Source organism: Paenibacillus sp. FSL E2-0177 (assembly GCF_037992975.1).
GTDB classification, from domain to species: domain Bacteria; phylum Bacillota; class Bacilli; order Paenibacillales; family Paenibacillaceae; genus Paenibacillus_AQ; species Paenibacillus_AQ odorifer.
In genome coordinates this window covers 2,564,653-2,590,951 of the sequence record NZ_CP150307.1, presented here as the reverse complement: position 1 = coordinate 2,590,951, position 26,299 = coordinate 2,564,653, and the positions used below count along the sequence as shown (strand labels likewise).

Here is a 26,299-nt window from a genome sequence, read left to right as displayed (position 1 = left end):
CGAAGCAACCCAGTTGTTCGCCCTATTAATTCAACCTAACTAAGAATGGACGCCGTCCCGCTAGTATAAAAGCTCTCCTCCGGCCCTAAATAGGAATAAGGAAGCTGGGCAGCGGACAATACAAGCTTTTGCAGAACCAGACCCGCATCCAATCCGTAAAAGCGGAGGGTATGAAGACCCTTCGTTAAAGCATGGCTGGTGGTCACAGCATGAATATTGTCCATAACCGCGCGGCACCATGGTTCATTATCATGATTGCCGCCTTCAAAGTTCGTTGGTAAAGCATCCTTAATCACGGGTGCCTCATCATCGAAGCTTATCGCATATTTTAACCCGCTAGTTTGTGACAGATTGTTTGTCGGCGCAATATACGCGGTTAAGCTATAATCGGTGTCCTGCTGCACTAGAATCCGATATTCCAGACAAGGAGCATCCTCCGGTTGTTCAAAAGATACAGCATCCGGAAACATTTTAACCGAGGATAAAGAACGTCCATAGCTGTCAATGGTCTTCCATACCACCCCTGATTTCGAAACACGAGTTATGGTATGCTCCGCTTCAATGGACACGATATTATGGGTCTCGATGAATGTCATCGGTGGCATATCCGGAATGTCTATCCAATCCACGGCTGCCTTCACCTTAACTATATTTCCGGCACCGGAGATCGTAATTTCGCCCGTCGATGCTTCTTTGACCTTCTCCCAATCTACGGAAACCTGAAGCGTCTCCCCTGCCTCAATCCAGCCGCGTATTTTCTCAAGCTTGATCCAATCCACGCTGCTCCGCACCTGATATTCAAAACCCGCTTCTCCACCGTTACTGATTGTGATGCGATAGTTTTCTTTTTGGAGATTTGTAAATACCCGAAGATTAGCTGTGCCGGAAACATACGCTTGTTCCGTTCCTTCCACATCGACAATCATTAAAGAACCTCTGGCGGGCGTCAAGGTGTTTACATCCGGATATTTCCACCCTTCTGCATTCCAATGTATATACCCTACATGAGGGGAACTCATCATTCCCTGCCATTTTCCATCCGAAATTCCGCTATTATAAACCAGCTCCAGATACTTATCCCGTTCGATGGTTTCGCGGGTCAGAGCAGCGTAAGTATTTGCCAACATACTATTTCGCTTAGCGTATAGATGGTTCAGTCCAGCATAAATTTGCATTTTGACCACATTGGCCGAGGCAACAGCAGGGAAATATACGAGCTGGAAGTAAGCATCCTTTAGTTGTTCCGGGATTAGCTCATCGTATTTGCCGGCAGCCTTCTCGATCATCACCGCTTGCTCCAGAACTCTGTGCGCCTCATTGTAATGGATAGGACTGAAGGTGGACGGATAAATAATTTCAGGCTTGCGCCGACCGTTCATCCGGATATAATCCCCTAACAATTGTGCGATTCCCAGACATGTCTCTTGTTCCAGCACATATCCGAATTGCTGCTCTACCCAACGGTTGGTGTATTCCACAGTCCGATTGATTGCACCTGTCCCCCAAGCCTCAAAATCGTAGGCCAAATCCAGAAAGTAGGAAATGGGCAATTCCATAGGCTTCAAATCCCCGACGTTCACAATCCATACATCACGGATGCCATAGTCAAATGCCATACACATTTGCTCCCAGACTTTTTCAAGCGGGGTCGTATTTAACCATTCATAGGAATGCGGACCACCATGGTAGTCAAAATGATAATACATCCCCCATCCTGCGCTGCGGTTACGTTCGTTTTTCGTCGGGATTTTGCGGAGATTGCCAAAGTTATCGTCAGCGAGCAGGATCGTAACGTCATTCAGAACATCCCAGTCCTTCAACCCTTCCACCCCGGCAGTGCCATACCAGTACTTCTCAACTTCCTTATAAACGGCCAAAATTTGCGGCGCATGTTCAAGATTGTATTTCTTCAATAGTTCTTTTTGCGTAAGTATAATGTCCTTCAGCAGATCAATATTCTCCTGGTCGGAGCCCTCCAGCGCAGAGTCACTTTCCCCCCGCATGCCTAGGGTAATCAAGTTATCAAAGTCCTGATTACGCTTGATTCCGTCTTCCCAGAAATCTGTAATCGCCTGTTTATTACGGGCGAAATCCCATAGGTTACTTGTCCCGTATTGGCTGTATACCTTCTGCCATTCACTGCCTGCCCGGAATAAGGGTTCATGATGGGAGGTTCCCATAATAATTCCGTATTCTTGCGCATGCTTAGCGTTGGCAATCGGGCTGCTTTTACCATTCAGGCTAAATTCGGCGCTCCACATCGCCGGCCATAAATAATTCCCCTTCAAGCGAAGAATGAGTTCAAATACCTTGTCATAGAAATCTTCATTAAAGTCACCAAATCTTTGAGTTACCCAAGAACCTAAAGACGGCCAGTCGTCATTCAAAAAAATACCTCTATATTTAACCGAAGGCTCCTTGGAGATCACATGAAGCTGGTTATCAGGAATGGACAATGCCGGCTTCTTCTCCGGCACAATATCCGCCCAGTACACCCAAGGACTAACTCCAATCTTTTCGGAGATCGAATACAACCCGTAAATCGTCCCCCGTTTATCACTTCCTACAATGACGAGCGCCTTGTCCACTCCCGCTGTGGGTTGTTCAACCACCTGAATTTTATAACATTCTCTTTTATTTTGGATGGCCGATACATCAACGGTTCCCTCCGCGATTAAATCACCGATAAAATCATTGCTGCCTATCGATCCAGCGATTATGACTGTTCCATCCAATTCGTTCAATTGTGTATATATCTCAGGCTCAACCTCTGTTACCTGTTTAACATCTGCTGCAAAAGACTGTGCCACCCGGCGTAATCCCTCATAATCTTTCCCCTTGGGGTCTATGTAAATCTTGGCAGCATTGCCCTGCTTCACAAGGTGCAATTCCTTCGTAGGCATGATAATTCTCCCCTTAAGCATCCTATTTTCGTATGACTAGGCACATTATATAAGTAAGCGATTTCAACTTCCATGTGTAAACTAGCAACTTTTTGTAATTATTAAACGAAACTTTGTTTATCGGTTGAACAATCTGGATATTTGGTGTTACTGTTAACAGGTATTCCTTCTAACAAAAGCATGTTTTTTGCAAACGCATCCATAACAAGAAAAGCTTATACAAAAAGCGAGGATGATCAATATGAAAAACAATAACGGGGTCATTACAGGTGGCAAGATTGAAGGTCCAAAGGCGCCCAAGGACCCGGCTGAACGCAGGAACGGTTTTTTTGTGCTCTACGAAACAGCGATTGAGGCGACAGTCCGGGCCGAAGGTCCACCTTCACAGGAAGTTTATCTGGAAGGTAACTATCTAATCGACAAGGCCAGATATATTGGCGGCGTCACTGATGAGACAATACTGGAGCTGCTAGGAAACTGTGTTGGATTTCGCAAATTAGTCCATAGTATCGGAGTGTCTGTGAGAAGGGATCCTGAGCAGAACGAGCCCATCTCTTTTCTATTGCAGAACTGGGGCAAAACCAGCAAATACGAAACAGGCAGCAGCATACGTGTGCCCTGTCCCTCCGACGGTTCAGAAGTCCTCTTAAAGTTAGAGGATTTGGAATGGTCTGAAGAGGATGCAGTGCTCGGCAAATTCGCTTTTGAATTTAAACATGAAGGCGAACTGGCCATCGCGAGTATAATTTTTTATTTGCATGACGGTTATTCTGTACCAGAGCTAATCATTGAACCGCCTGTAGCGTTTGATTCTAACGAATACCGGGAGATCATTACCCAATCCTTGCTTCATCCGGGCAATAATAAAAGATTAAAAACGGCCATCCATAAGGCTATAAAAGGTGAGGATGTCACGATTGCTTATATTGGGGGTTCCATTACTCAGGGAGCAGGTGCTAAGCCGATCCATACAGAATGTTATGCCTACCAATCGTATCTGAGATTTAAGGAATTATTCGGTACGAATGGTGGTGAGAACATCCATTTTGTGAAGGCTGGGGTAGGTGGAACACCGTCCGAGCTTGGGGTCATCCGTTATGAAAGGGATATTCTCCGGGAAGGTTCTGTAACACCTGATATCGTGGTGGTAGAATTTGCGGTAAACGACGAAGCGGATGAAACGAAAGGCAACTGTTTTGAAAGCTTATGCCTAAAAATACTTTCCGCCGATAATAGACCGGCAGTAGTTCTCCTGTTCAGCGTGTTTATGAATGACTGGAACCTGCAGGAACGGCTCTCCCCCATTGGCCGGGCTTATAATCTTCCTATGGTTAGTGTAAAGGATGCGGTATCCGGGCAGTTCCGCCTAAGCAAAAATGAGGGGAACATCCTCTCGAAACGGCAATTTTTCTATGATATCTATCATCCTACTAATGATGGTCACCGGGTAATGGCTGATTGTCTGGCTTATTTATTCTCCGAAACCCACAAAACGCTAATGGACGAAGATGATCTCCTATTGGATCAACATCCGGTCATCGGGAATGATTTTGTGGGAACCCTCCTGCTGGACCGCAAAAGCCATATTGACGCAGGCAGGATCGAGGTGGGCGGATTTTCGGGGATCGATACCGATTTGCAGCGGGTAGAAATGGATACCAATCCTTTCGGAACTCCGGAATTCCCTCATAATTGGATGCATTCAGCGTCGTCTGGGGAACACAGCTTCAAGCTGACGATAACAAGCAAAAATCTAATCCTTGTATACAAGGATTCTGGCAGCAGCGAATTCGGCAAGGCAAACATTTACGTCGATGGTTGTCTTGTAGTCACCGCTGATCCCCATGAGAATAATTGGACACATTGCAATCCGGTAATTCTTTATCAAAATGAGGTTAGTGGGGAGCATCAGGTAGAAATCAGAATGGTGCCGGAAGATCAGGACAAGTCTTTTACTATACTGGGCTTCGGCTATAATGTTTAATAATTTGACCTAGTGGCATATAACCTAAAAAGAAACCCATGGTCTTTAAATGACCTGGGTTTCTCAATAATTTGAGGAATCTTTTTCTATTTGGTAGGCAGCTTCTTATCCAAAATAGCCTTCACATCTTTAACAAGCTGTACGGATGCTTCAATCTCCAACTTACTTGTTGAAACACTTTCAATACTGCAACCAATAGGAATTCCCTTCTCCAGCCCGAAATCTAGCAATTCTTCAAAGATTTTTTGTGATAGCTGGATTGATTTATCCAAAATATCATTCGAGTATTTTAACTCGTTTTCTAACCATCCCGGGATACTGATCCCTAACCACTTCATAAATTGTAATGTTTTCGCGGTGCCGCATGGTGCAAGATTAAATAAAATAGGAACCATCTCAAAACCGTTATTTGTATAGTAATAATATAAATCAGACAATAAATTCTTAGATGCCTCTACATTATAAGTTGCCTGTGTAATAAAAAAGTTGCACCCACTGTTGGTCTTTTCGACAACCCGTATATGCTCATCATTCTTTTTTATATGTCTTTCCGGAATGACAACTCCGCCAAAAGTTAAATTGTTATTTAGCTGTTTACTTAGCTTATAAGCATCTGGTAAATTCAATTTCACCTCTTGTTTACTTGACGAAGCGCCCACATACACGGAAAATCTATCTTCATTTTCATCAGTTTTAACCCAATCCTCGAACTGGGCTCTAGTATCATTACCGACGCACCGGTAAATTATTTTCGGGACCTCCACCTGTCTTAGATATTTATCACCATAGACAGCCGGATCAATCGTTGGTAAATAGGGATAAGGTCTTTCATGATCCACTCTGTCTACTTCTTCCTGAACGTCGTACAGAATTAACGCATCTAAATCAAGGTTTTTAAGTCTCTCAACCTGTTTCTGGGCGATTTCCGAGACCTTTTCTGGTGCGTGGCTTGCCTTCGGTGGTGTCATTCCATATGTTATAATACCCGGTTTTTTGCTCAATATTTTTTGTTTAAATGTATTTTCTGCCGCTCCCAAATTATAAAACCCCTCTACTCGTCGCTTTTAAGATAAGGTTACCATGGCAGGCTTAATATGTGTAACTTCTATTTACTATATCTAGTTATATTTTAAAGCTATGATTCCCTAATGATGCTTTTCGAGTAGTACATGTTGACAACCATTTGGTGTGACTATAATATTAGAAGTCCTGCCAACCTTAAAGTTGGCGATAAGGGGACCGAAAGGTTCATTCTTATTTAAAAAGGGTGAGTATTATGAATAAAGAAGAATTAATGGAAAGCGCACGTAACACAAAGAAAGCTGCTTATGCCCCTTATTCTAAATTTCCAGTTGGAGCAGCCTTATTGCTTAAAGATGGAAATGTTATTAATGGAGTAAACGTAGAAAATGTATCTTTTGGCGCTACTAATTGTGCAGAGAGAACAGCAATCTTCACGGCTATTACAAAGGGCTATACTAAAGGTGATTTTCAGGCTATAGCTGTAGCAGGTGACACAATGGATTTTCTGCCGCCATGCAGTATCTGCAGACAAGTATTATCGGAATTCTGTTTACCCGACATGCCTGTCTATTTAACCAATGAGAAAAAAGAAATCTTAGAGCTGAGTTTAAGGGATTTATTGCCTTATGCATTCAAAAATTTAGATATGTAAAAATAATTCCTCTCGTAGTGGAATAACAAAAACACGCGTACCTGTGTTAGACAAGTACGCGAGTTTTTGTGTTAAAAAGCTTAGCAGAACCAGAGTTCACAGACCAGACACACCGCGTAAATACGTTGTTACTTACCAAATCGCAATTCCAACCTTATCTTTTTCTTTAAATACTACCTTTATCATTTCCAAAGCATTTCTTACCCTAAATTCAATAAATTCTTTATCATAGTCTGTATGTAGTTCTATAGTATCTAAAACTCATATAGTTAAAACCTCTCAATGAACATCATCAATAATAAAAAAACAAGCGATCCATTGAGATAAAAGGATAAACACTTCCTCTCGATGATCGCTTGCTTTTAGTAGCTATGCATAGTCACATTTCTAGTTTTCCCATAAAACACTTATTGGCTCTAACGTTTACCCGCAACGACTATACCCGCAATTGCCACAAGTCTTACAACCCTCAATATTAATCAGCGAGGCGCTGCCGCAGGATGGGCAAAGGTCACGGGAAGCCGTAGCATGGTTATGTCCATGATGACCACCATGTCCATCTTCCGTAGCTGACGGAACGCTCGATTTCAACTCCGCATTTAATGCTTCATTGAAATCCTCCAGCTCCAAAGTTGCCGCAATCGGAGCAGGTACATGATCATCATGAGCATTATTCAGCACATGTGATTCCAGTGCCTTAGCTACAGCGTCAGCAATGGATTCAACACGGTTCGCGCCGAAGCCGATAGCTCCTGATCCGCCAATGCCTTTCAGATGTTTAATCAACAGCTCCACTTTCTCACCATGATCTCCGTAACGGAGGAACAAGGAGCAGACGCGGCCTAATGCTTCTGCCATAGCAAATACGTCAGAACCTGCTTTACCTACATTCAGGAAGATTTCAGCCGGTATTCCATCAAGATCATTGATCGTAATATATGCCATCCCAAATGGTGTGTTGATTTTATAGGTAGCGCCGCGCAGAACCTGCGGACGTTTTTTGTATTGTTTATCCGCCTCTTTTGTAGTCACTTGAGGCGCCGGGCTTGCTGCTACAACATTTGTACTCGCTTCTACAGTAGTTGTAGCTTCCTCTGCCGCAACCGTAGCAGCTTCTTTTTTGTCTTCCTTCTTCGTGGTTTCCAGAACTTGAACGTCACGACTTCCATCGCGGTAGATCGTAACACCCTTACATCCTAGATCAAAGGCCATTTCATATAGCTCAGCCGTCTCCTCAACCGTAAAGTCAGACGGGCAGTTCGCTGTTTTGGAAATAGAGCTATCTACCCAGCGTTGGATCGCTGCTTGCGCACGGATATGATCTTTAGCTGACAGATCCATCGAAGTTACAAAGTAGTCCGGTAGCTCTTCACCCGGATGAGCTTCCAGCCACTCTTGAGCGATTGGAACAAACTGTTCATCATAGCCAAGACGACTTTGACGGAAATATTTAAAGGCAAAATAAGGCTCAATTCCCGTAGAAGTACCTACCATTGTACCTGTACTACCTGTAGGTGCTTGTGTAATCACTGTAACGTTACGCATACCATGTTCACGAATCGCTTCGCCAACCTCTGGATACGCTTCGACTATATTTTTCATAAAGCCGCTCATTAGATATTTCTCAGTATCAAAAGCTAGGAAGGAACCCTTCTCTCCAGCAATTTCTGCCGAAGCAAGGTAGGCTTCACGAGCCATAAAGCCGTATAGCTTGTCCAGAAACTCCAACGATTCCGGGCTGCCGTAACGGATGTTCAATTTAATCATCAGCTCCGCCAATCCCATGGTTCCGAGACCCACGCGGCGTTCCTTTTTCTGATTCGCTTCATTTTCCGGGAAATGATAAGGTGTTTTATCAATTACATTGTCCAGAAAACGGACCGAATAACGGGTTGTAGTCGCAAGATCTTCCCAATCTACATCATGATTTTTCTCATCGTAGAACTTGGACAGGTTCACCGCAGACAGATTGCAGACTCCCCAGCCTGGCAGGCCTTGCTCTCCACAAGGATTCGTACAAATAATCGGGTTGAAATACCAGCTGTTAGACATCTGGTTATAGTATTCCATGAACACGACGCCTGGCTCAGCAGATTTCCATGCCGATTCAATGATCGTACGCCACACGTCACGCGCTTTTACGGTGCGATAATGGATAACGTTTTTGCCGGCAGCTTTCCACTTGTCGAGATCGCCATCCCACATTTCGTTATATTCAGGATCGGTTGTATCCGGGAATACGAGATCCCAGTCCAGATCTTCTTTTACAGCCTTCATAAAACCATTGCTCACACATACCGAAAGGTTAGCATTAGTGACTTGGCCCATCGTTTGCTTCACGGTAATGAAGTCCTCAACATCGGGATGCCAGTCATTAATCATCAACATGAGCGCGCCACGACGGCTGCCGCCTTGCTCAATAAGCCCCGTAGTATAACTAAACAAACCGCCCCAAGATACGGAACCACTGGATGAACCATTAACCCCTCTAACAATCGCACGACGAGGACGCAATGAAGACAGGTTAATGCCCACACCGCCACCACGGGCCATAATCTCCGTCATTTCAGACAATGTCTGCATGATGCCGCCACGGCTGTCTTTTGGAGAAGGGATTACATAACAGTTGAACAATGTTAATTCTTCACTAGCACCTGCACCAGCCGCAATACGTCCACCCGGCACAAGCTTCCAATCATCTAGGATTGAACGGAATTTGCCCGCCCATTCTGCTTGAAGCTCAGGTGTCTTCTCTACAGAAGCCATCGCTGTGGATAGACGGTCCCACATTTCCTCAGGAGTTTTTTCTATATTAAGGGTCAACTTTTCAACATCCGATTTCACAAACTCACCGCTGCGTGTCTTTACAGTTACGATTCGACCACTGCGCTCCACAATTTCTCCGACTTCCTTAGTTGGAAACTTCGGATCATCTTTGGTCAGCACCAATACAACATCGCCTACTTTAGCATTGTTGCTGTCTGCATCCTTCCAAGCATAACGATCCAAAAATATTTTTTCACTTAGCCCTTCAAGGCGTTGCTTACGTTCCACTTTACTCAATAAAAAAACCTCCCGCATGTGTAGTAGATATTAGTTTCCGGTCCAAGGTATGGGCCCACAACAAAAACCCCCTTACCATCCTCCACTGCTTAACAGGTGTATGTAGGAAGCTCATCTTGTCAATAACAAATACCAGCTAAGCACTCTATAAAAAATACATTTTCAAGCTTTTGTCACAATATATTGTGTGCGTCAGCTTTTAAACTATACCACATATTGTATCGAAGGTCTTATTCGAAAATAGAGTCAAGTTGCCGGATTATCGCAAACGTTGTTGCTTTTTCTCGCTCTTGCTCTCTTTTTTAAAGGCTATCGTGAAAAATAAGAGGTTATGAATTCTCTCGTTTACGAGCATACTACTCTTACGAATGGTGATATAAATCCGAGCTTGAGGAGGCTGCATTATGACGCAATTATTCCGTAATTCTCTACCCCAGCAAGGGGGAACACCCGCGCCAATACTGCCTGTTCCTCTTTCTTTTGACCGGAATTGGTTGCAAGATCTGGAGCTCAAATTGGAAAAGGGCGGCCCATGGGGAGACTACCGTTTATCTAAGCTTGCCGTACAAGGAGAGGAAACAGGTCTAGTAACGAGCTTCGATGAGCTGCAATGTATGAAGCATTTATCCGGCTTGTCCCCACTTCCCCATCAGCTGGATACAGCGCATAAGGTTCTGTTCGAAATGTCAGGCCGCGCGATTCTTGCAGATGAGGTTGGACTGGGCAAGACCATTGAAGCAGGACTGGTGCTCAAAGAATATCTGGTACGCGGTCTTGTCTCCAAAGTGCTTATTCTCGTACCTGCTTCTCTAGTATTGCAATGGGTTCGTGAGCTGAATGCGAAATTTGGCATCACTGCTGTCGCTCAGAAAAAAGCCTATTCTTGGGGCAACGCCATAGTCGTCGCATCGATGGATACCGCCAAACGAGATCCTCATAAGGAAATCTTGCTGGAAAATGAATACGATATGTTGATCATTGATGAAGCTCACAAGCTGAAGAATAAAAAATCGACCAATTATCTATTTGTACAGCAATTACGCAAAAAATATTGCCTGCTGCTCACCGCGACTCCCGTTCAGAATGATCTGGGCGAACTCTTTAATCTGATCACTATACTGAAGCCGGGGCAACTTGGAAATCAGGGCGATTTTGCCTCGAATTTCGTGGTTGATAAACGCCAGCCCAAGAATGAAGGTCAACTGCGGGACGAGCTTTCGAAGGTCATGATCCGCAATCGCCGTGGTGAAGGTCCAGTTAATTTCACGAAACGAAAAGTCCGTAATATTCCCTTAGTTCTCTCCCAAGAAGAGAAAGATTTGTATAACAGTGTTACTTCCTTTGTCAAAGACCAGTATCAGGAATCCGGCGGCAATCTTAGCAGCATGCTTTCTCTGGTAACCCTTCAACGTGAGGTGTGCAGCAGCCGGGATGCCGTCTTTATCACTTTAGTTAATTTGATCAAAAAGCTGCCTGCGGATTCCCCAAAAAGAGACCGGATGATGGAGCTGCTACAGACCCTCCGTACCGTTAAAACAAACACTAAAGCTGAAACAACCTTAGCCCTCATTCAAGAAATGAATGAAAAGGTCATCGTTTTCACGGAATATCGTGCAACTCAAGAGTATTTACTACAGTATTTCCGTGAACATGGGCTGATGTGTGTCTCTTATTCCGGCGGAATGAACCGTGGAAAAAAAGATTGGATGATGGATCTTTTCCGCGGCCGCGCTCAAGTTATGATTGCAACGGAAGCCGGTGGTGAAGGAATTAACCTGCAATTTTGCCACCATATGATCAACTTTGATCTGCCCTGGAATCCCATGCGCGTGGAGCAACGTATCGGACGTGTCCATCGGTTAGGGCAAGAAAATGACGTAGTGATCTACAACTTGTCTACGCAAGGCACGATTGAAGAACATATCCTGCATCTGCTGCATGAAAAAATCAATATGTTTGAAATGGTGATTGGCGGGCTGGATGTAATCCTGGAACGTTTTGAAAAGAAGGAATCGCTGGAGAAAAGTTTATACAAAATCATGCTCGAATCCCGCTCCGACGAAGAATTGCGGCATGAGCTGGACCATATTGGTGAATCCCTCAGTGAATTGACACAGGGTATTAAAAAAGAAAGTGGGACTGCGACATGACCCTCACCGCACAGGAAGTACGCAAGCATGTGATGGACTATCTTGAAGCCACTGAATGCTCCATCATTGAGGCTTCGCCCCTTCACGTAACTGTGAAATTATCACCTAGAGCTGACAAAATGCTTACCGACCGGCCGTATTATTGGGGATTCGTGGAGCGCACAGGTGTAGATCCTGAGACCCTTTCTTTCACCTTTGTTTTTGATCCGGAAAAATACGACAGTCAAGCTGCAGTAGAGGTTCCCCCCATTGCAAATCGCAGTACTGGCATTTTGAATCAAGTTGTCACCGGAAGCCTAACTACAGGCGGAACAAACGATGCAGAGGCCAGCACTGACTTACTCGAATCCGCCTCCCCGGGCTCAGAAGCAGTGAATGCTCCATCTACTGACCCGGAGGAAAGTATCCTAGCCCGCTACTTCGGCATTGTGCCGGCACTCCCACGAATTGGGCCAGGAATGATCCGCAGAGAGGATATTATTTACGGAAGCAAGCGATTGCAACAGATTTGGAACGCCGCTAGGGACGAAGGGAAATGCCTTTATTTATTTGAGGACCCGGGCAGCAGGCAGCGAAACACGCTGTTCTCTGCCGCTTACGAGCCATGGCTTAGTGTCTGCTATAAAGTGGAGATGAGCTGCGATTTGAAACGTGAAGAACTCCATTATCTTGGCATCTCCCTAACAAAGGGAACCATCATTGATGACTTTAATGCAAAAGTTTCCACAAAAGAGATGATGCCACGCTTGCCGGAAAATGTGCATATCCAGCCTTATGAAATGACAGTAGCAGCCGCTACCGACTTATTGGAAACTCATCTTACCACTCAGTTAGCCGAACTGGACTACACTTGGGCAGAACAGGCACGTGAGCGGCTAAGGGTTGAACTGGACATCATTGATGTCTATTATGGAGAGCTGCTGAAGGAGCCTGACGAAGAAAAACGCCTAGCGACTCAAGAGCAGTATAATCGGCGTCGACAAGAGACCATTTGGCAATATGAGCCGCAAATCGCAGTTTCTGCGGTGACCTATGGACTGTTTCATCTGCGGAGCCTATAGAATGCGACCCTACTCGCTAAAAGCAGGCAAAAAAACAAGAGAACTTCCGCCTTCCGGCGCGACAGCAAGCAACAGCCTTTTTATAGCTTGTCCTCTACAATAAAAAGGAAGCTTTTACTTTCTGATATTTCATAACAAAGAAAGGTGAACGACGCCATGAAAATAAGTGTACGGCGGAGGCTGCTTCTTGCAGGTCAAAGCTGCTTCCTCCTGCTTCTATGCATCGGACTCATCGCAACGAGCTCCGGTTCCTCTTCTGCGCTTGCCGCTTCCAGAGTAAGTGTAGTTGATTCAGTCACACAGGATTTGATACCTGTACTGCAGATGGATATCTTACCTTCACCCGGTACGGTCCAAGAATTTGCCAAGAGTACACTGAACAAGCTCGCAGCAGAAGCTCCATTTACAGCCTGGAAGGACGCAGGAATAGAATATTATCCTCTGGGTCCAGGTACTCATAGCTGGCTTGTCAACGTTATGAAAGGTGAACAGCGGATCGGCTACATGATCATTTCCGCTACGGATCAAGGTGGTTATATGCTTAGCGAATATGGAGCTGGCACTTACGGACTCCCCTATAGTTTATTAGAACTGCGCCAATTTTTGGTGCAGGAAGGACTTATACCTTCATCTTATACAGGAAAAATAAAACTCACAGCCTTATATGCACCACTTCTACCCGTATGGAAAATCGTCATTGACGATAAGACAATATTTATCAATGCTTCCGTGCCGCAAGTTTTACCGTGGACGCTAAGTAAAGCGGAAGAAGTGCTTAAAGGACAGCAGACAGAAACGGATGTAATCACTAACCTAACTACTGATTTGTCTCCGCTTTCTGCCTATCAAAGCGGGGGAACAGATGATCCTTATAAAGATATCATGTGGTTGACCTCCCCAAAACTGCTTGCTGTAGACGGTGACAATATCGCCGCACTGATTCGTCCCAAGGAAAGTATTGCTTATCAAGCCGCTGGCCGAAATGATATCGTAGGGGCACCTTTCATGATTACAGGTTATCAAAACTGGTTGCCTGCTTCGAATAAAACAAAAGCAATAAACAACATGCCTACCGTTTACGCAGCATCAGGGCCAGAAGGAAGACGGTATTTGCCACTCACTGCCTTGCAGGCTATAGGAACACTGCACAAGCTGCCCGACAGAAATATCTATAACTAAACATAACAAATAACCTTCCGCTGCCACGCTCGATTAGGCACTGGAAGGTTATTTGTTATTTGTGAAATTCAATCCTTGTCACTGTGGCTCCATTTGCTTCGCCAGATCGACCAACCAAGCGGAAGCATACCGAACCATTTTTGTGACCACGGCTGCTTTGTAGCCGCTCTACGAGCATGAATGGCACGCGGATCCTCGATATAAACAACTACCTTCTCAGTGATATACTTCACAAGCTCATCGCCGCCGGAAGCCATTTGTAACACCTCCTACATTGTAAGTGAATTAAGATAGCCAGCGTCGTTCCATGCTCTTAGTGTGCACCACCGAGCATATATCTAAACTCTTGTCTCGAATTGTTCGAATAGGTTTACCTATTAAAGCACAATATAACAAAGAATCTAGGGCACGAGGTTATTCACATGCAAGGAGGAGTTCATTTGAACAATGGGAGAAATAAAGCTTATTCCAAGACAGCAGCTGCAATATGCGGCTTACGTATTACTTTAACCACAGTTGGACTTCTAATGCTGTTTATGGGGAGTGCATATGCTACTGCAACTCCATCCAAACCCGTAGTGAATGATGAACGTCAGCATCTCTTAAGTCACGGCCACCGGATGATCTTAATTGATGCAGGACATGGGGGGATCGACGGAGGAACTTCCTACGGCAACATTCTTGAGAAGGATATTACATTAGATATCTCACGCCGATTATTTCTGCTGCTGCGCAGCGATGGATTTGACGTTGCCTTAAATCGTAATGGAGATTACGCCCCAAGCGATGAGAACCGCTGGCTGCGCAGTAAATCCCGGCATCTGCGCGACCTTGCTCAGCGTAAAGAGCTGGCTGAGACATTACCAGCTACTGTAGTGGTCAGCATCCATGTTAACTGGGCACCTTCACCATCCAAGCATGGACCACTTGTATTATATCGCCAAGAAGGCCGCAGCTTTATTCTTGCCCAGACCATTCAGCAACAATTAAACAGTCTCTATAATATCCAGGCTGAGACAAGACCAGGTAAACCTTTTTATTTACTCAACAAAATAACCGCCACAACCGTAATTGTTGAGGCGGGTTTTGTAAGCAGTCCGACAGATCGCGAAAAGCTATGCACCCCTAAAGGGCAACAAGAAATTGCTGAAGCAATTGCTGGCGGCATAGTAGCTTATCTTATGGAAGTGTAGGATTCGAGTTCCATTTCATTTCGTTTTTAACGAGATCAGATATGCCTATAAATTCAACATCATCTTTTATTTGCTCAACACCGCTGCGGATGCCTGCGGCGGTTTCTTTTCCATATACACCAACATGACCAATGGTTACGCAGAATCGTTGATCCTTCGCCAGATTATTTACTAGACCCATTTGTTTCAGCACATGATTAGCTGTGTGTGTATCATCCAAAAAGATATGGTTCTCTACGCGGGGCAGTCCCATTCGATATGCCATATTGCCAGCAACAGAACGGTAGTTGGTTTTACTGTCCACAAAAAACAATCCCCGCTCTTTGCACACGGATAAGATCACACCCATAATCCGTTCGTCCCCAGTAATTTTAGAGCCCATGTGGTTGTTTATACCGATAGCATAGGGCACATTATCGAGCGCTGCCTCCACCTTTTGACGCACTTCCTCATCAGACATCTTAGCCAGTATAGCTCCGGGTCCAAGCCATTTAGGATTACCCTGGCGGGGCTCCATTGGCAAATGGACCAGAACATCATCTCCGCGTTCATGCGCACGTGTGGCGTCCTTCACAGATGTAGGCAAAAAGGGCATAACCGCCACAGTAAGCTTTATTGGCAGCGAAAACATTTCATCCGTCCCCTTCATGCCATTGCCGAAATCGTCAATAATAATTACGACCTTATTACGTTGAGATGTCTTCTCTTCACTTGGTGTGTTTGTAGGGTTGTCTCTGGACTCGGCAGCTGAAACAGACGGTGCCATGGGAGCGATTAAAGTAACCATTAGAGCAGCAACAGCAATCCAAATTAGTAAATAACGATTAAACTTTCGACTGTCCTTCATCAAGAGGAACGCCTCCTTCGTCTTAAACAATTATTCTCATTGTTTGGTTCACGAAGGTTAAATATGTACGAGGAGGGTTCGCAATAATTTACAATCGGGCTTTTTCTATTGTCCCCGCGCGTCTGCGGCAAGAATTGCTTCCAGCACATCCACAGCTTGAACTTCAAAGGGCATATTCCAGATGGGGCTATCCTCAGAACAGCTAGCTTCCGCCACCATCATCAATGGATCAATATCCTTACTGGTAATTCCAAGATCGTTGAGAGTAACGGGAAGACCGATTTTTTTGCAGAAACCAATCACCTGATCAATCTCTTCATATGGTGCTTTCTCCAGTACAAGCTGAACGATCGTAGCAAAAGCAACCTTTTCACCATGAAGAGTATTCCTGCATTCCTCATGCAGCGTCAATCCATTATGAATCGCATGCGCCGCAGCAAGTCCTCCACTTTCAAACCCAATGCCACTCAAGTAAATATTGGCTTCAATGATATGTTCCACCGCAGGAGAGGTGATGCCTTGCTTAACATCTTTTAATGCCGTTTCACCCTCTGCAAGAAGGGTATCCAGACAGGCACGAGCTAATGAAAGGGCTGCAATTGTGCTAGTCCCACCTGCGTGTGTAATAGCCCCAGATTCTCGACAAGCTCTTGCTTCGTAAAAAGTGGACAAAGCGTCTCCCATTCCGGCAACAAGTAATCTTGCAGGAGCTTTAGCAATGATATCGACATCTACGATAACCAGATCTGGATTTCTTTTTAATGGAAGATAACAGTCAAAGTCTCCCTCATCCGTATACAACACTGATAAAGCACTGCAAGGTGCATCCGTTGAAGCCACTGTGGGTACAATAACTACCGGGAGGTTACTCATGTGGCTTACTGCTTTTGCCGTATCTAAGGTCTTGCCGCCGCCAATCCCTATAATGACTTCGGTATCCTTCAAGCCAATTGCGGTTACTATCTCATTAACCTGATTACGGCTACAATCGCCCTTGAATTCACACATCACTAGTGGCATTTCGTTCATTTCAAAACTGTATGTGATCTCTTTTTTGTACACAGAGAAAATATAAGGATCAATAATGGCATAAGCTCTTGTCGCTCCTAGCTGCAAACAATAATCTCCCAGCTTACGAATTTCACCATGTCCTTGTATATATTTAGTCGGTGAGCAGATGATCTGCGTCATGTTTTCACTCCTCCTTTTATTTACATTCATATTAGAAGGATTGACCACATTCAGCTATAAAAAAGATCCCTTTAACCACCAGCTTAAATAAATCCACCATTCACACGGATCGTCTGACCTGTAACCCACTGTGATTCTTTGCTGGCTAAGAACAACACAATGTTTGAGATATCCTCAGGCTCGCCTAAACGTCCAAAGGAATTCATATTCCCCACGGTCGCAATCTCTTCCACTGATTTCCCTACGGTAAATAACTCCGTATTCACAGGTCCAGGTGAAACAGCATTGATAGTGATTCCTTTTCGTCCAAATTCTTTGGCCAGCTGACGAGTGATTTGTTCCACTGCTCCCTTAGTTCCTGCATAGACGCTGTAGGTCGGGAACATTTGACCCGTAACGGAAGTTGAAAAATTGATAATCCGTCCGTTATCATTCATATATTTAGCTGCTTGCTGGCAAGCAAAAAAGGTGCCTTTTACATTTATCGCAAACTGCTTGTCGAAATCCTCTTCCGTCATATTTAGTATCGGCTTCGTAATCATAATCCCGGCGTTATTGACGAGAATGTCGAGTTGTCCATAGGCTTCTAATGTGGTTTGGAATAATTGTTCAAGTTCTGCCACCTGGCTGATGTCCGCCCGAATAGCGACAGCCTCTCCACCCTTTTGTTTAATACCGGTTACGACTTCCTCGGCTTTGCCGGGGTTACTCGAATAGTTAACGACCACCTTCGCACCCTGTTGTGCCAAGTTCTCCGCAATCTCCCGGCCCATGCCTCTCGATGCACCTGTTACTAATGCTACTTTTCCAGCTAAATTCTGATTCATAATTACTCCTCCTATCACTTTGTCCTTCTTGTTGGTCTGATTATAAATCGATCGATTACAAATTACAAGTGACATTTTTTAATATTTGTCATTTGGATTTGTTTTTGCACACGGGATTTATACCTCTCATTCGCCGTTAGTCGCTCAATTCAATCAAATCCACGGGATTTATACCTCTTTAAGACACAAAAAAACCTCCTGAGTCTCAGAAGGTTTTAAGTAGATGTTACAAAGAAATCCCGGAAATAATCAAATCCCAAACGGAGGCGAAATCCTGATCAATCGTAGCCGACTGCCACTCTATAGCATGTGCTGGATGATGATACCGCGAAGTAGCATTAAAAATTGCTCTAGCCGTTACCACTGGTTCCACCACTCTATACTCTTTGGATTGTATGCCTTTTTCAATAATGCCTGCGATTTGCCCAATTAATTGATCTACGTGTAGGGTAATCATATCCACCGCTTCTAAAGTTACAGCTGCGTACATAGCAAACATTTCGGCATCATCCACAGCATAGGTTCTTTTACTACGAATCAGCGTATCTATCCATAATCGGAGCTGCTCTTTGGCATTCCCATCAAAATGCTCTGAAATATTCTTTAAAGGCTCTGAAATATTATACTGCAACCATCTTTCGGTTACGGCTTCTCGCAAAGCAGATTTACTGGAAAAATGTCTATACAACGTACCATGACTTACTTTAAGCACCTTCGCTACATCTACAACAGAAGTCTTGTCCGGGCCAAAACGCCGGAGCACTTGTTCAGCCGCGTCCAAAATGTTTTCTTTTGATAATGGAAGATCATTCGACATATGTATTCCCCTCGCTCTATCTCTGGTGGTAATTATCATAGCATATTATGTTCAAAAACGAACTGACAATATTACCACTTTGTCATTCGTTAAATCATTATCAGTATATACTCGCACCCAATTATTAAACTTAAGTCCCAGTTTAGTATCTTATTCTCCGTAGCCCCCGTACTACATGAATTCGGACTGAGGAGCCCTTATTTTCAGAAATCACCGTAATTCGCCATGCTATCGGACTCCAATGCAGCTATTCACCCAAATCCCCACCTTTTCAGCGTTCTTATGTGCCAATAAGAGCTGTGCAGTCCGAAAAGTTAGTCAAACGCGCCAAATTGAGCAAATAGCTGCAATACGGTCCGTTACGATGAAGAAGCCTAGTATCTAGCAATCCACCTTCTGCTAACCTACGATTTCACCAAAAAACCTCCTTGATCTCTCAAGAAGGCGGGGAATATCAGCTGCTTTTTTGCTCAATCCGATCTAACCTCGTCCTAACAAACTTACCGACATTCGCAATCGCTTGCTGCGCCTCTGGCAGCATATAAGCTAAAAAGTGAAAGACACTCCACATGTTCTCCCATATTTCCAGTTCTACATGAACATCCGCAGCTTGTGCTCGTTCAGCCAACCTCGTTGCATCACTTAACAAAACCTCGTGGTCGCCTACTTGAACAAGTAAATCAGGTAATCCCTGCAAATCCAACCTTAAGGGAGATAATATAGGAGCTAGTTCTGTCCGAGCACCTAAATAAACATCAATTATTCGTTTATTTCCGTCTATGCTGCCTGTTGGATCAAACTCCGCTCGGCTCAGATACGATTCACCATCCAAATGGACGAGATCTGTATGCGGCGAGATTAAAAAAGCACCCGCCGGCAATTCCCCACCCGCATCCCGTATAGTAATCAACGTCATCAGCGCAAGGCTGGCTCCAACAGAATCCCCTCCAAGCACGACATTCCCGGCAGAATATCCATTCGCGAGCAGCCACAGATAAGCGTCTATACAATCTTCATTAGCAGCCGGATAAGTAAACTCTGGTGCCAAGCGATATTCAATGATTAGGATCTTCGTGCCACTAGATTTTGCAATTCGTGTAACCAGATCCCGATAAAATTCACAAGTCCCCGAAATAAAACCCCCACCGTGGAAATAAAGGATCACTTCATCAGCGGGTGGAGCAGAATTCACAGGAATAATCCACTCTCCGCTTAAGGGTCCAATCATGACCCGCTCGACGATAACATCCGTAGGACTGGGCATGTTCGCAGCCGTCGCATCCATCTCCTGCCGTATTTGCCCGATAGACTTGCTATCCCATCGGTTGCTTTGTCGCAAATAATCTTTGATCGCTGCAAGCTGCTCTGTACTTGTCTTTTCCATCTCGTAAATCCCTCCTACAATTTTTTTCAACTCAGATTGTAAAGGCTGTAGGAGACTACAAGGTCAAGTTAAGAATCCATTTTTAGGATTTCGAGCGTGGACTGTACGCCTGGATGTTTATCTGTGGTTAACAAATTTTTTCTCAAATCTGCGAGGGCTGTTAGTTTTATTTCCTGTTTTGCAATTTCGCCACGAACTCGATCCATTTTCTTATCCACAACAGTTACAAAATCAGCTATGCTAATGCCGCTGCTTTCAGATTTAGTGAGTGCCTTCTTGATTTCCTTTAAAGTGAAACCACACAGTTTAGCATTATGTATAAAAACAAGTCGGCTAAGCACCTCATCCGAATAAAGACGATAACCAGCTTCCGAACGTAAGGGAGTGCTAATTAATCCGAGCTCTTCATAATATCTTAACGTCTCCATATTCACATTCGCCATTTTGGCAATTTGGCCTCGCAAGTACTCTGTCATAATCAGCGCCCCCTTAGAATCCCCTACATTATACCAAATCCAGAGACTGCAGAGGACATCAAAAGGACATCAAAGGGACATCAAAAGAACGTCAACAACTACCCAAACTCCTTTTTAAAAACTCCTTATTTACGCACAAAAAAAACGACATTTCTGCCGTTTTCTCATCAATCATTTCCCAATTCACTATACTTCACTTCGAACTGCATTTTTCTGTATAAGCGAAATCTGTCCGGCATGAATGCCTGTATGATACATAAGTCTGCCTATCGCTTCAAGCGGTGTAGATGTGCCAAAAGCCGACTCCACACTCACATGCCACGCTTCTTCCGGAAGCTCCTGCATCGCAGCAGTTAGATTCTCATTGGAAACAGTCAGCAGATCAACGAGTTCATTCAATGTAGAATATGCCGCCTTGTCGCCTTGAGGATTAGGTCTTCCAAAAAACCACTCTGCGAACATAAACTCAACTTCTGCATTATGCTGAATTAATCCCCCAATTGTAGAGTTCCCTAGCTTAAGGTTAAGATCTTCTTCCGGCAAAGCCTTCACGATTTTATGAAATCGCGTTTGCACCGCTTGCCAGATTGGCAACACTGAAGTGAAAGTCATAGATTATTTGCTCCCTTGTACAGTGGCTTCTTCGTCTTTTTTCTTGTCGATCACCACATGGTTGAACAGGTTCGCATCTACGTCGATGTCAAAGGCCAAGCCAAAACCAACAACATAACGCCCTTGGAGAGGGGTCAATTCAAACAATGAAAAATCCAATCCACGCAGCAAATTCACCATTGCAACCCCATGATCAGCATTAAACAATTCAAAGATCTCCTCATGCCCGTCATTCCCGATATTGCTTGATGTGCAATTCCACCGCACACGTTCCGTTGCAAATTTATTATTCGTCGCAGACTCATCTGCAATTAGAAGCGCATCTACAAAATCGTTATTTTCCATATATCTGTAATGCTCGGCGATCTTACTAATGTAGATATACAGCTTGCCTTCATGCTTAACAAAAGGAGCATAGCTGATAAAAGGTTTTCCTTCGTCATCAATCAAGCTCAAAATCAGATTTTTACGATTCGCAATAAATTGCAAATAGTTTTCTTTATTTTTTTCAACATCTACAGGCTTCTTCATTATAAAATCCCTCCATTAATAGGTTATGTAATCTAGCCACGAATCTAGCGAACGGTACTTAGCAAATGAATACGAGGTTTCGTCTCTGTAGGAACATATTGAACTTCGGCATCCATTCGGTATATATCCCGGATCATATCGGTGGTCATAACTTCATTTGGTGTCCCATACATCGCTTTTTCACCCGCCTGCACCACAACAATACTATCACTATAGGTAGAGGCTTGATTGAGGTCATGCAACACCATCACGACGGTCATCCCCATGTCTTGATTTAGCTCACGTACTAACTCAAGAACTTCATGCTGATGCGAAATATCCAAGTAAGTGGTCGGTTCGTCAAGCAACATAACCAAAGGACGCTGCGCCAAGGCCATAGCAATCCAAGCACGCTGTGATTCACCACCGGATAACGAGGAAACGGCTCGATCCTTATAATCCTTTAAATGTGTCTTCTCCAGTGCCCAGTCGACAATGTCCATATCCTCATGATTTAATTTTTCGAACCATTTTTTATGTGGATACCTTCCATAGGAGACGAGATCGATCACAGTCATATCATTAGGTGCTTGGTTCTTCTGGCTCAGCATACACATTTTTCGAGCGACTTGTTTGGCAGTCATAGACTTTAGATCCGTACCCTCGAGTGTGACCGCACCCGTATGATATGGAATTAGCCGTGATACCGCCTTAAGCAATGTAGATTTACCTGAGCCGTTTGGTCCTATAATCGAGACGATTTCACCCTTTTTTACGGAAAAAGAGAAGTTGTTAATAATGTTTTTCTGCTCATACCGAATCGAAATAGAATCGACAGTAAACATGTTAGAACGCCTTCTTTCTCATCAGGTATAGAAAATAAGGTCCACCGATCACCGCCATAAGGATACCCGCAGGAATATCTAAAGGTGCAAATAGGGTACGTCCACCTGTATCTGCTATCAACAATACCAATGCACCAAGTCCCATACTCATCGGCAAAAGAAATTTATAGTCTGAACCCACCAACAATCGAGCCATATGTGGCACAACAAGCCCTACAAAGCCAATCATCCCAATAGCCGCTACAGAGATAGCCGCTAGAAATACTGCCAGCAAGGAAAGTAGAATACGAATTCGGTCCACATTTTCACCTAAATTCGAAGCTACCTGATCCCCTAAACGTATTATATTCGCCTTGCGGATCGCGAAAAAGGATAAGATCCAGCCTGCTATGGCATACGGGAAAACCATCATCAAGGCATTGTTCCCTTTAGCAGCCAGACTGCCGTTTAACCATTGGACCGCTGCCGGAAGTCTGTCGCTGTACATGATGGTCAGGAGTCCTATTAATCCCCCGCAAAGAGCATTCACAGCAACTCCTGATAAAATAATAGTGATGGGCGAAATACCGGTTCTTCTCCACGCTAATGCATATACAATCCCTGCAGCAATTAGTCCACCCACAAAAGCCGCAATTGGAATGAACTCCGTATATTGTGGAGCTGCAAGCATAATGACAAGCACACATGCAGCCGCTCCACTCGTTACACCGGTCAATCCTGGATCAGCAAGTGGGTTGCCCATCACGGCTTGCAGAAGAGCACCCGAAACCGCGATATTTGCCCCAATGATCATCGCCAGTAATACACGCGGCAAACGAATATCCCATATGATGGTCGCATTCACCGCTTTTGCCGCTGAACCAAAGATCGTGCTTAGGATGTCTGGTATAGGAATGTATACTGAGCCTAGTCCAATCGCAATTATAGCGGCAACGAGCGCAAGTGCTAACGTTACAATAACAATAATTCTGCTACGAGATGTATTTATCACTTGCTGTCTCCTTTAATTATTCATAGAAGTATTTTGCAATTTCGGTTAAGGCTGTCTCCGCGTTAATAATCGAAGTGACACCGAATACGCTGTAATCTAGAATGTTGATTTTGTTATTTGCATAAGCCGAAAGCTTTGTCCAAGTTTCATTTTTCTCTATTTCTTTTTTGAACTTATCCTCAGTCGCTCCGTGATCGCCTGAAGCGAGTACGAGAATGATGTCTGGATCAGCGGCTACAATGTTCTCCATATTGATAGGTGAGTAAGTGTCAGTAACTTGCAATACAGAAGTTGCGATGTTATCAGCACCAAGCTTTTTAACCAAGCTACCTAAATAAGATTTCTCACTCATAACCATAAAGGAATCTGCGGTTCCGATTACTAGCAGCACGCTTGGCAGTTCTTTGCCTTCGGCTAATTGACTCAGCTCATTTTCTTTGTTCAAAATCTTAGTTAAAGCAGCATTCATTTCATCTTTTTTATTAAAATAAGTGCCTAATACTTTGAGACTAAGCTTTAGATCCTCAAATGATTCTGTTCTCAAATATGCTTTTTGTAGGTCGATTCCTTCTAGCGATTTGTCCAACGTGCTGCGAAGAGATTCCGCTCCCAGCAGCAAGTCTGGTTCGAGTTTGGTTACTACCTCCAGATCCGGCGCCATAGGTGATCCAATACGATCAATTGTTTCGAAATCAGCAGGGATTGGATTCGTTGAAGTTGGTACACCTACCGGTGTTATGCCGAGCAAATAAAGCATTTCTGTTAACGGCACAGAAGTTGTTACAATACGCTCCGGTACTTTGGCTGGGAATTGGCTTAACGCTTCGTTGAACAACGCTTCATCCACACCATCATTCTCCAGACTGTACACCTTGCCGGCAGCTTCCGCTGTATTTGCTACTTCTGTTGTTTTTGCTGCATTTGCTTCTTTCGATTCATTAGCAGTTGTATTCGTTACCGCTTCATTTTTTGGATTGTCCGCTGTATTTGTAGACGAACATGCAGTCATTGCCGTAAGCGCTGCAATAACCAGTAGTACTAATATTTTTTTCAAAATCTATCCCTCCAAATATGTATATTTATACGTCCCATATAGTGATAATGATTTTCATTTTCACTCATCGATTCCTATGATAATCGTTATCAATGAGAAGTGTCAAGAATTTTATTTTAATTTTAAATAAGAAGGAATTTCATTATTGTCCGTTGAAGCAGACTAGCATTTCTAATAAAAAAGCCACGCCCTATGGGCGTGACTTCAAATAGTGGTGCATGAAATCCAAGCGTTAGTTAGTAACTCCCGAATTTAATATCCCATAATGAATAAGGTCTACAAACTCATTCTCTTTATAAATATGCTGTAACAAAACGCCTTCTTTCAGCATGCCAGATTTTTGCATAACCCGTCCCGAACCAGGATTTGAAGCAAAGAATCTGGCGTACACTTTGTGATAATGTTTTTCTGTAAAAGCAAAATTAATGACCGCTTTTGTTGCTTCTGTAGCATATCCATTACCCCAGTGTTCCTCGCCTATCCAATATCCAAGCTCGCCGTTTCTGTGTGTCCGGTTATTTCTCAAACCTATAGCACCATACAGTTCGTTTGTATTTTTATCAGTAATAGCGAATTCATATGAATTATCATTATTGAACTCAACTTCATGTGTTTCAATCCATGATAATGCACAATCAATAGGGTATGGATAAGGTAGAGTTAATGTACTTTTGTAAACATTATAATTATTGCAGAGCTCACTGACACGCTGTGCATCAGACAATGCAAAAGGTCTTAAAATCAATCTTTCAGTAGTAATTGTTCTCTTCTCTGAATTGTACAATGGTGTCCCCCCGTTAAACTAAATATTATAAAACAAATACAAGCCAGATAAACAGAAAACTTGGCCACCACTGCTTGCCCGCTTTCACAAACAGCCAGCCAAATACCAAAGAAAAAGCAGTAATATACAAGCCGCTTTGCAGACCATGCGTCAAATGACCTAATCCCCAAGTCAGCATTAAACCTATTCCCCCATAAGGAAGAGAAGGATTCTTAAACCATACTTCTCCTGCACGCTGCATTAGTGCAACCAATAGTACAACTAGTACAGCTTCCACAATGTAATATATGTTTTGAACCAAGGCAACCCATATGCCCATAAAACCATGTTCTAACTTGAAGTTTTCATATTCCCTATAAATCTGTGGAATGCTCTCCCCATTAATCCAAAATTCCAACACAGCGAACAAAAAGCTTGATATAAAAGCTACAATTAACAAAGGAATGACCTTAGAGCTCCAACACAAAGATATAACCTGTCCAATCAACTTCCTCTTCCTGAACCAAAGTAGAAACATCATAGCTCCTACTGCCCACAATAGGGTAACTATGCTCCAATGAACAACTAGTACGTACCAAGGGCTGACAAAAAAGTCGTCTATATTAAACAAATCCCCCCATAACCATTGATCTAATCCCATGATGAACATATCCATTCCTAACATTAAAAATATAAGCAGTCCTAATAAAAAATATTGAATACCTGATATATTCCCTTTTTCTTTCACGAAACCTCTCACCCGCCTTATATATT

Annotated in this window: 23 protein-coding genes; 6 read left to right on the top strand and 17 right to left on the bottom strand. The window is 43.7% G+C overall.

The annotated features are described in order from the left end of the window. Positions 1-35: 35 nt before the first annotated feature. The gene (locus MHI25_RS11455; protein WP_339281936.1) at positions 36-2,903 is read right to left on the bottom strand and encodes a glycosyl hydrolase 115 family protein; all 2,868 of its coding nucleotides are present in this window, start codon (positions 2,901-2,903) and stop codon (positions 36-38) included. Positions 2,904-3,144: 241 nt separating this feature from the next. Here MHI25_RS11455 and MHI25_RS11450 point away from each other — a divergent pair, with 241 nt between their 5' ends. Next, positions 3,145-4,887, top strand: a complete 1,743-nt coding sequence (locus tag MHI25_RS11450) for an SGNH/GDSL hydrolase family protein (RefSeq protein ID WP_340395423.1) — start codon at positions 3,145-3,147, stop codon at positions 4,885-4,887. An 86-nt stretch (positions 4,888-4,973) separates the two neighbouring features. Here the strand turns inward: MHI25_RS11450 and MHI25_RS11445 are convergent, their stop codons facing one another. Beyond that, the gene (locus MHI25_RS11445; protein WP_339173175.1) at positions 4,974-5,924 is read right to left on the bottom strand and encodes a 5,10-methylenetetrahydrofolate reductase; all 951 of its coding nucleotides are present in this window, start codon (positions 5,922-5,924) and stop codon (positions 4,974-4,976) included. A 239-nt stretch (positions 5,925-6,163) separates the two neighbouring features. Between MHI25_RS11445 and MHI25_RS11440 the strand changes: the two genes are divergently transcribed. Then, positions 6,164-6,562, top strand: a complete 399-nt coding sequence (locus MHI25_RS11440; RefSeq protein ID WP_036689594.1) for a cytidine deaminase — start codon at positions 6,164-6,166, stop codon at positions 6,560-6,562. Positions 6,563-6,985: 423 nt separating this feature from the next. Here MHI25_RS11440 and MHI25_RS11435 read toward each other — a convergent pair whose 3' ends face one another. Next, on the bottom strand, positions 6,986-9,643 hold the full coding sequence (locus MHI25_RS11435) for an adenosylcobalamin-dependent ribonucleoside-diphosphate reductase (RefSeq protein ID WP_280752732.1): 2,658 nt from the start codon (positions 9,641-9,643) through the stop codon (positions 6,986-6,988). Between the two features lie 386 nt (positions 9,644-10,029). On the opposite strand from MHI25_RS11435, the gene MHI25_RS11430 reads away from it, so the two are divergent. The 3 genes from MHI25_RS11430 (at position 10,030) to MHI25_RS11420 (ending at position 14,015) form a co-directional block, all read left to right on the top strand. Beyond that, positions 10,030-11,775: an SNF2-related protein gene (locus MHI25_RS11430; RefSeq protein WP_076129985.1), complete on the top strand. Its 1,746-nt coding sequence runs from the start codon at positions 10,030-10,032 to the stop codon at positions 11,773-11,775. Further along, positions 11,772-12,836, top strand: coding sequence for a YqhG family protein (locus MHI25_RS11425; protein ID WP_340395422.1), 1,065 nt, complete (start codon positions 11,772-11,774; stop codon positions 12,834-12,836). Before MHI25_RS11430 ends, MHI25_RS11425 begins: the two co-directional genes overlap by 4 nt. Before the next feature lie 156 nt (positions 12,837-12,992). Beyond that, a complete protein-coding gene (locus tag MHI25_RS11420; protein ID WP_340395421.1) occupies positions 12,993-14,015 on the top strand; it encodes a hypothetical protein in 1,023 nt (340 codons plus the stop codon). A gap of 68 nt (positions 14,016-14,083) precedes the next feature. Here MHI25_RS11420 and MHI25_RS11415 read toward each other — a convergent pair whose 3' ends face one another. Further along, complete coding sequence (locus MHI25_RS11415; protein WP_036689445.1) at positions 14,084-14,272, bottom strand: YqzE family protein; 189 nt, start codon at positions 14,270-14,272, stop codon at positions 14,084-14,086. Positions 14,273-14,455: 183 nt separating this feature from the next. On the opposite strand from MHI25_RS11415, the gene MHI25_RS11410 reads away from it, so the two are divergent. Then, complete coding sequence (locus MHI25_RS11410) at positions 14,456-15,208, top strand: N-acetylmuramoyl-L-alanine amidase (protein ID WP_254848847.1); 753 nt, start codon at positions 14,456-14,458, stop codon at positions 15,206-15,208. Here the strand turns inward: MHI25_RS11410 and MHI25_RS11405 are convergent. The 13 genes from MHI25_RS11405 to MHI25_RS11345 form a co-directional block, all read right to left on the bottom strand. Next, positions 15,195-16,055, bottom strand: a complete 861-nt coding sequence (locus tag MHI25_RS11405) for a divergent polysaccharide deacetylase family protein (protein WP_081387580.1) — start codon at positions 16,053-16,055, stop codon at positions 15,195-15,197. The two genes, MHI25_RS11410 and MHI25_RS11405, sit on opposite strands and share 14 nt — an antisense overlap. Before the next feature lie 105 nt (positions 16,056-16,160). After that, the gene (locus MHI25_RS11400) at positions 16,161-17,246 is read right to left on the bottom strand and encodes a glycerol dehydrogenase (RefSeq protein WP_340395420.1); all 1,086 of its coding nucleotides are present in this window, start codon (positions 17,244-17,246) and stop codon (positions 16,161-16,163) included. Between the two features lie 83 nt (positions 17,247-17,329). Next, positions 17,330-18,073 (bottom strand): SDR family oxidoreductase, encoded by a 744-nt coding sequence (locus MHI25_RS11395; protein ID WP_340395419.1) that lies wholly within the window; start codon positions 18,071-18,073, stop codon positions 17,330-17,332. Between the two features lie 226 nt (positions 18,074-18,299). Continuing rightward, positions 18,300-18,890, bottom strand: coding sequence for a TetR family transcriptional regulator (locus tag MHI25_RS11390; protein ID WP_076309307.1), 591 nt, complete (start codon positions 18,888-18,890; stop codon positions 18,300-18,302). A 454-nt stretch (positions 18,891-19,344) separates the two neighbouring features. Further along, positions 19,345-20,274: an alpha/beta hydrolase gene (locus tag MHI25_RS11385; protein WP_081383122.1), complete on the bottom strand. Its 930-nt coding sequence runs from the start codon at positions 20,272-20,274 to the stop codon at positions 19,345-19,347. Between the two features lie 68 nt (positions 20,275-20,342). Continuing rightward, positions 20,343-20,750: a MerR family transcriptional regulator gene (locus MHI25_RS11380; protein ID WP_076195026.1), complete on the bottom strand. Its 408-nt coding sequence runs from the start codon at positions 20,748-20,750 to the stop codon at positions 20,343-20,345. Positions 20,751-20,936: 186 nt separating this feature from the next. Next, on the bottom strand, positions 20,937-21,362 hold the full coding sequence (locus tag MHI25_RS11375) for a DinB family protein (RefSeq protein ID WP_076195028.1): 426 nt from the start codon (positions 21,360-21,362) through the stop codon (positions 20,937-20,939). 3 nt (positions 21,363-21,365) lie between these two features. Further along, complete coding sequence (locus tag MHI25_RS11370) at positions 21,366-21,893, bottom strand: pyridoxamine 5'-phosphate oxidase family protein (protein WP_076280934.1); 528 nt, start codon at positions 21,891-21,893, stop codon at positions 21,366-21,368. 44 nt (positions 21,894-21,937) lie between these two features. Next, positions 21,938-22,717 carry an ABC transporter ATP-binding protein gene (locus MHI25_RS11365; protein WP_076129974.1) on the bottom strand — a complete coding sequence of 260 codons (780 nt, stop codon included), beginning with the start codon at positions 22,715-22,717 and terminating at the stop codon, positions 21,938-21,940. A gap of 1 nt (position 22,718) precedes the next feature. Then, entirely contained in the window at positions 22,719-23,708 is a 990-nt protein-coding gene (locus tag MHI25_RS11360; protein WP_051491618.1) for an iron ABC transporter permease, read from the bottom strand. A gap of 16 nt (positions 23,709-23,724) precedes the next feature. Then, positions 23,725-24,762 (bottom strand): ABC transporter substrate-binding protein, encoded by a 1,038-nt coding sequence (locus tag MHI25_RS11355; protein ID WP_081386282.1) that lies wholly within the window; start codon positions 24,760-24,762, stop codon positions 23,725-23,727. 232 nt (positions 24,763-24,994) lie between these two features. Then, positions 24,995-25,546, bottom strand: coding sequence for a GNAT family N-acetyltransferase (locus tag MHI25_RS11350; RefSeq protein ID WP_076195032.1), 552 nt, complete (start codon positions 25,544-25,546; stop codon positions 24,995-24,997). A gap of 25 nt (positions 25,547-25,571) precedes the next feature. Beyond that, a complete protein-coding gene (locus tag MHI25_RS11345) occupies positions 25,572-26,273 on the bottom strand; it encodes a hypothetical protein (protein ID WP_076280562.1) in 702 nt (233 codons plus the stop codon). Positions 26,274-26,299: the final 26 nt, after the last annotated feature.

Excerpts from the sequence above, each read along its gene's own strand:
- MHI25_RS11375 (WP_076195028.1), bottom strand. The coding sequence starts at position 21,362 with ATGACTTTCACTTCAGTGTTGCCAATCTGGCAAGCGGTGCAAACGCGA.
- MHI25_RS11435 (WP_280752732.1), bottom strand. The coding sequence starts at position 9,643 with ATGCGGGAGGTTTTTTTATTGAGTAAAGTGGAACGTAAGCAACGCCTT.
- MHI25_RS11450 (WP_340395423.1), top strand. The coding sequence starts at position 3,145 with ATGAAAAACAATAACGGGGTCATTACAGGTGGCAAGATTGAAGGTCCA.
- MHI25_RS11390 (WP_076309307.1), bottom strand. The coding sequence starts at position 18,890 with ATGTCGAATGATCTTCCATTATCAAAAGAAAACATTTTGGACGCGGCT.
- MHI25_RS11405 (WP_081387580.1), bottom strand. The coding sequence starts at position 16,055 with ATGAAGGACAGTCGAAAGTTTAATCGTTATTTACTAATTTGGATTGCT.
- MHI25_RS11430 (WP_076129985.1), top strand. The coding sequence starts at position 10,030 with ATGACGCAATTATTCCGTAATTCTCTACCCCAGCAAGGGGGAACACCC.
- MHI25_RS11370 (WP_076280934.1), bottom strand. The coding sequence starts at position 21,893 with ATGAAGAAGCCTGTAGATGTTGAAAAAAATAAAGAAAACTATTTGCAA.
- MHI25_RS11425 (WP_340395422.1), top strand. The coding sequence starts at position 11,772 with ATGACCCTCACCGCACAGGAAGTACGCAAGCATGTGATGGACTATCTT.
- MHI25_RS11365 (WP_076129974.1), bottom strand. The coding sequence starts at position 22,717 with ATGTTTACTGTCGATTCTATTTCGATTCGGTATGAGCAGAAAAACATT.
- MHI25_RS11455 (WP_339281936.1), bottom strand. The coding sequence starts at position 2,903 with ATGCCTACGAAGGAATTGCACCTTGTGAAGCAGGGCAATGCTGCCAAG.
- MHI25_RS11385 (WP_081383122.1), bottom strand. The coding sequence starts at position 20,274 with ATGGAAAAGACAAGTACAGAGCAGCTTGCAGCGATCAAAGATTATTTG.
- MHI25_RS11400 (WP_340395420.1), bottom strand. The coding sequence starts at position 17,246 with ATGACGCAGATCATCTGCTCACCGACTAAATATATACAAGGACATGGT.
- MHI25_RS11420 (WP_340395421.1), top strand. The coding sequence starts at position 12,993 with ATGAAAATAAGTGTACGGCGGAGGCTGCTTCTTGCAGGTCAAAGCTGC.
- MHI25_RS11395 (WP_340395419.1), bottom strand. The coding sequence starts at position 18,073 with ATGAATCAGAATTTAGCTGGAAAAGTAGCATTAGTAACAGGTGCATCG.
- MHI25_RS11440 (WP_036689594.1), top strand. The coding sequence starts at position 6,164 with ATGAATAAAGAAGAATTAATGGAAAGCGCACGTAACACAAAGAAAGCT.
- MHI25_RS11380 (WP_076195026.1), bottom strand. The coding sequence starts at position 20,750 with ATGACAGAGTACTTGCGAGGCCAAATTGCCAAAATGGCGAATGTGAAT.
- MHI25_RS11415 (WP_036689445.1), bottom strand. The coding sequence starts at position 14,272 with ATGGCTTCCGGCGGCGATGAGCTTGTGAAGTATATCACTGAGAAGGTA.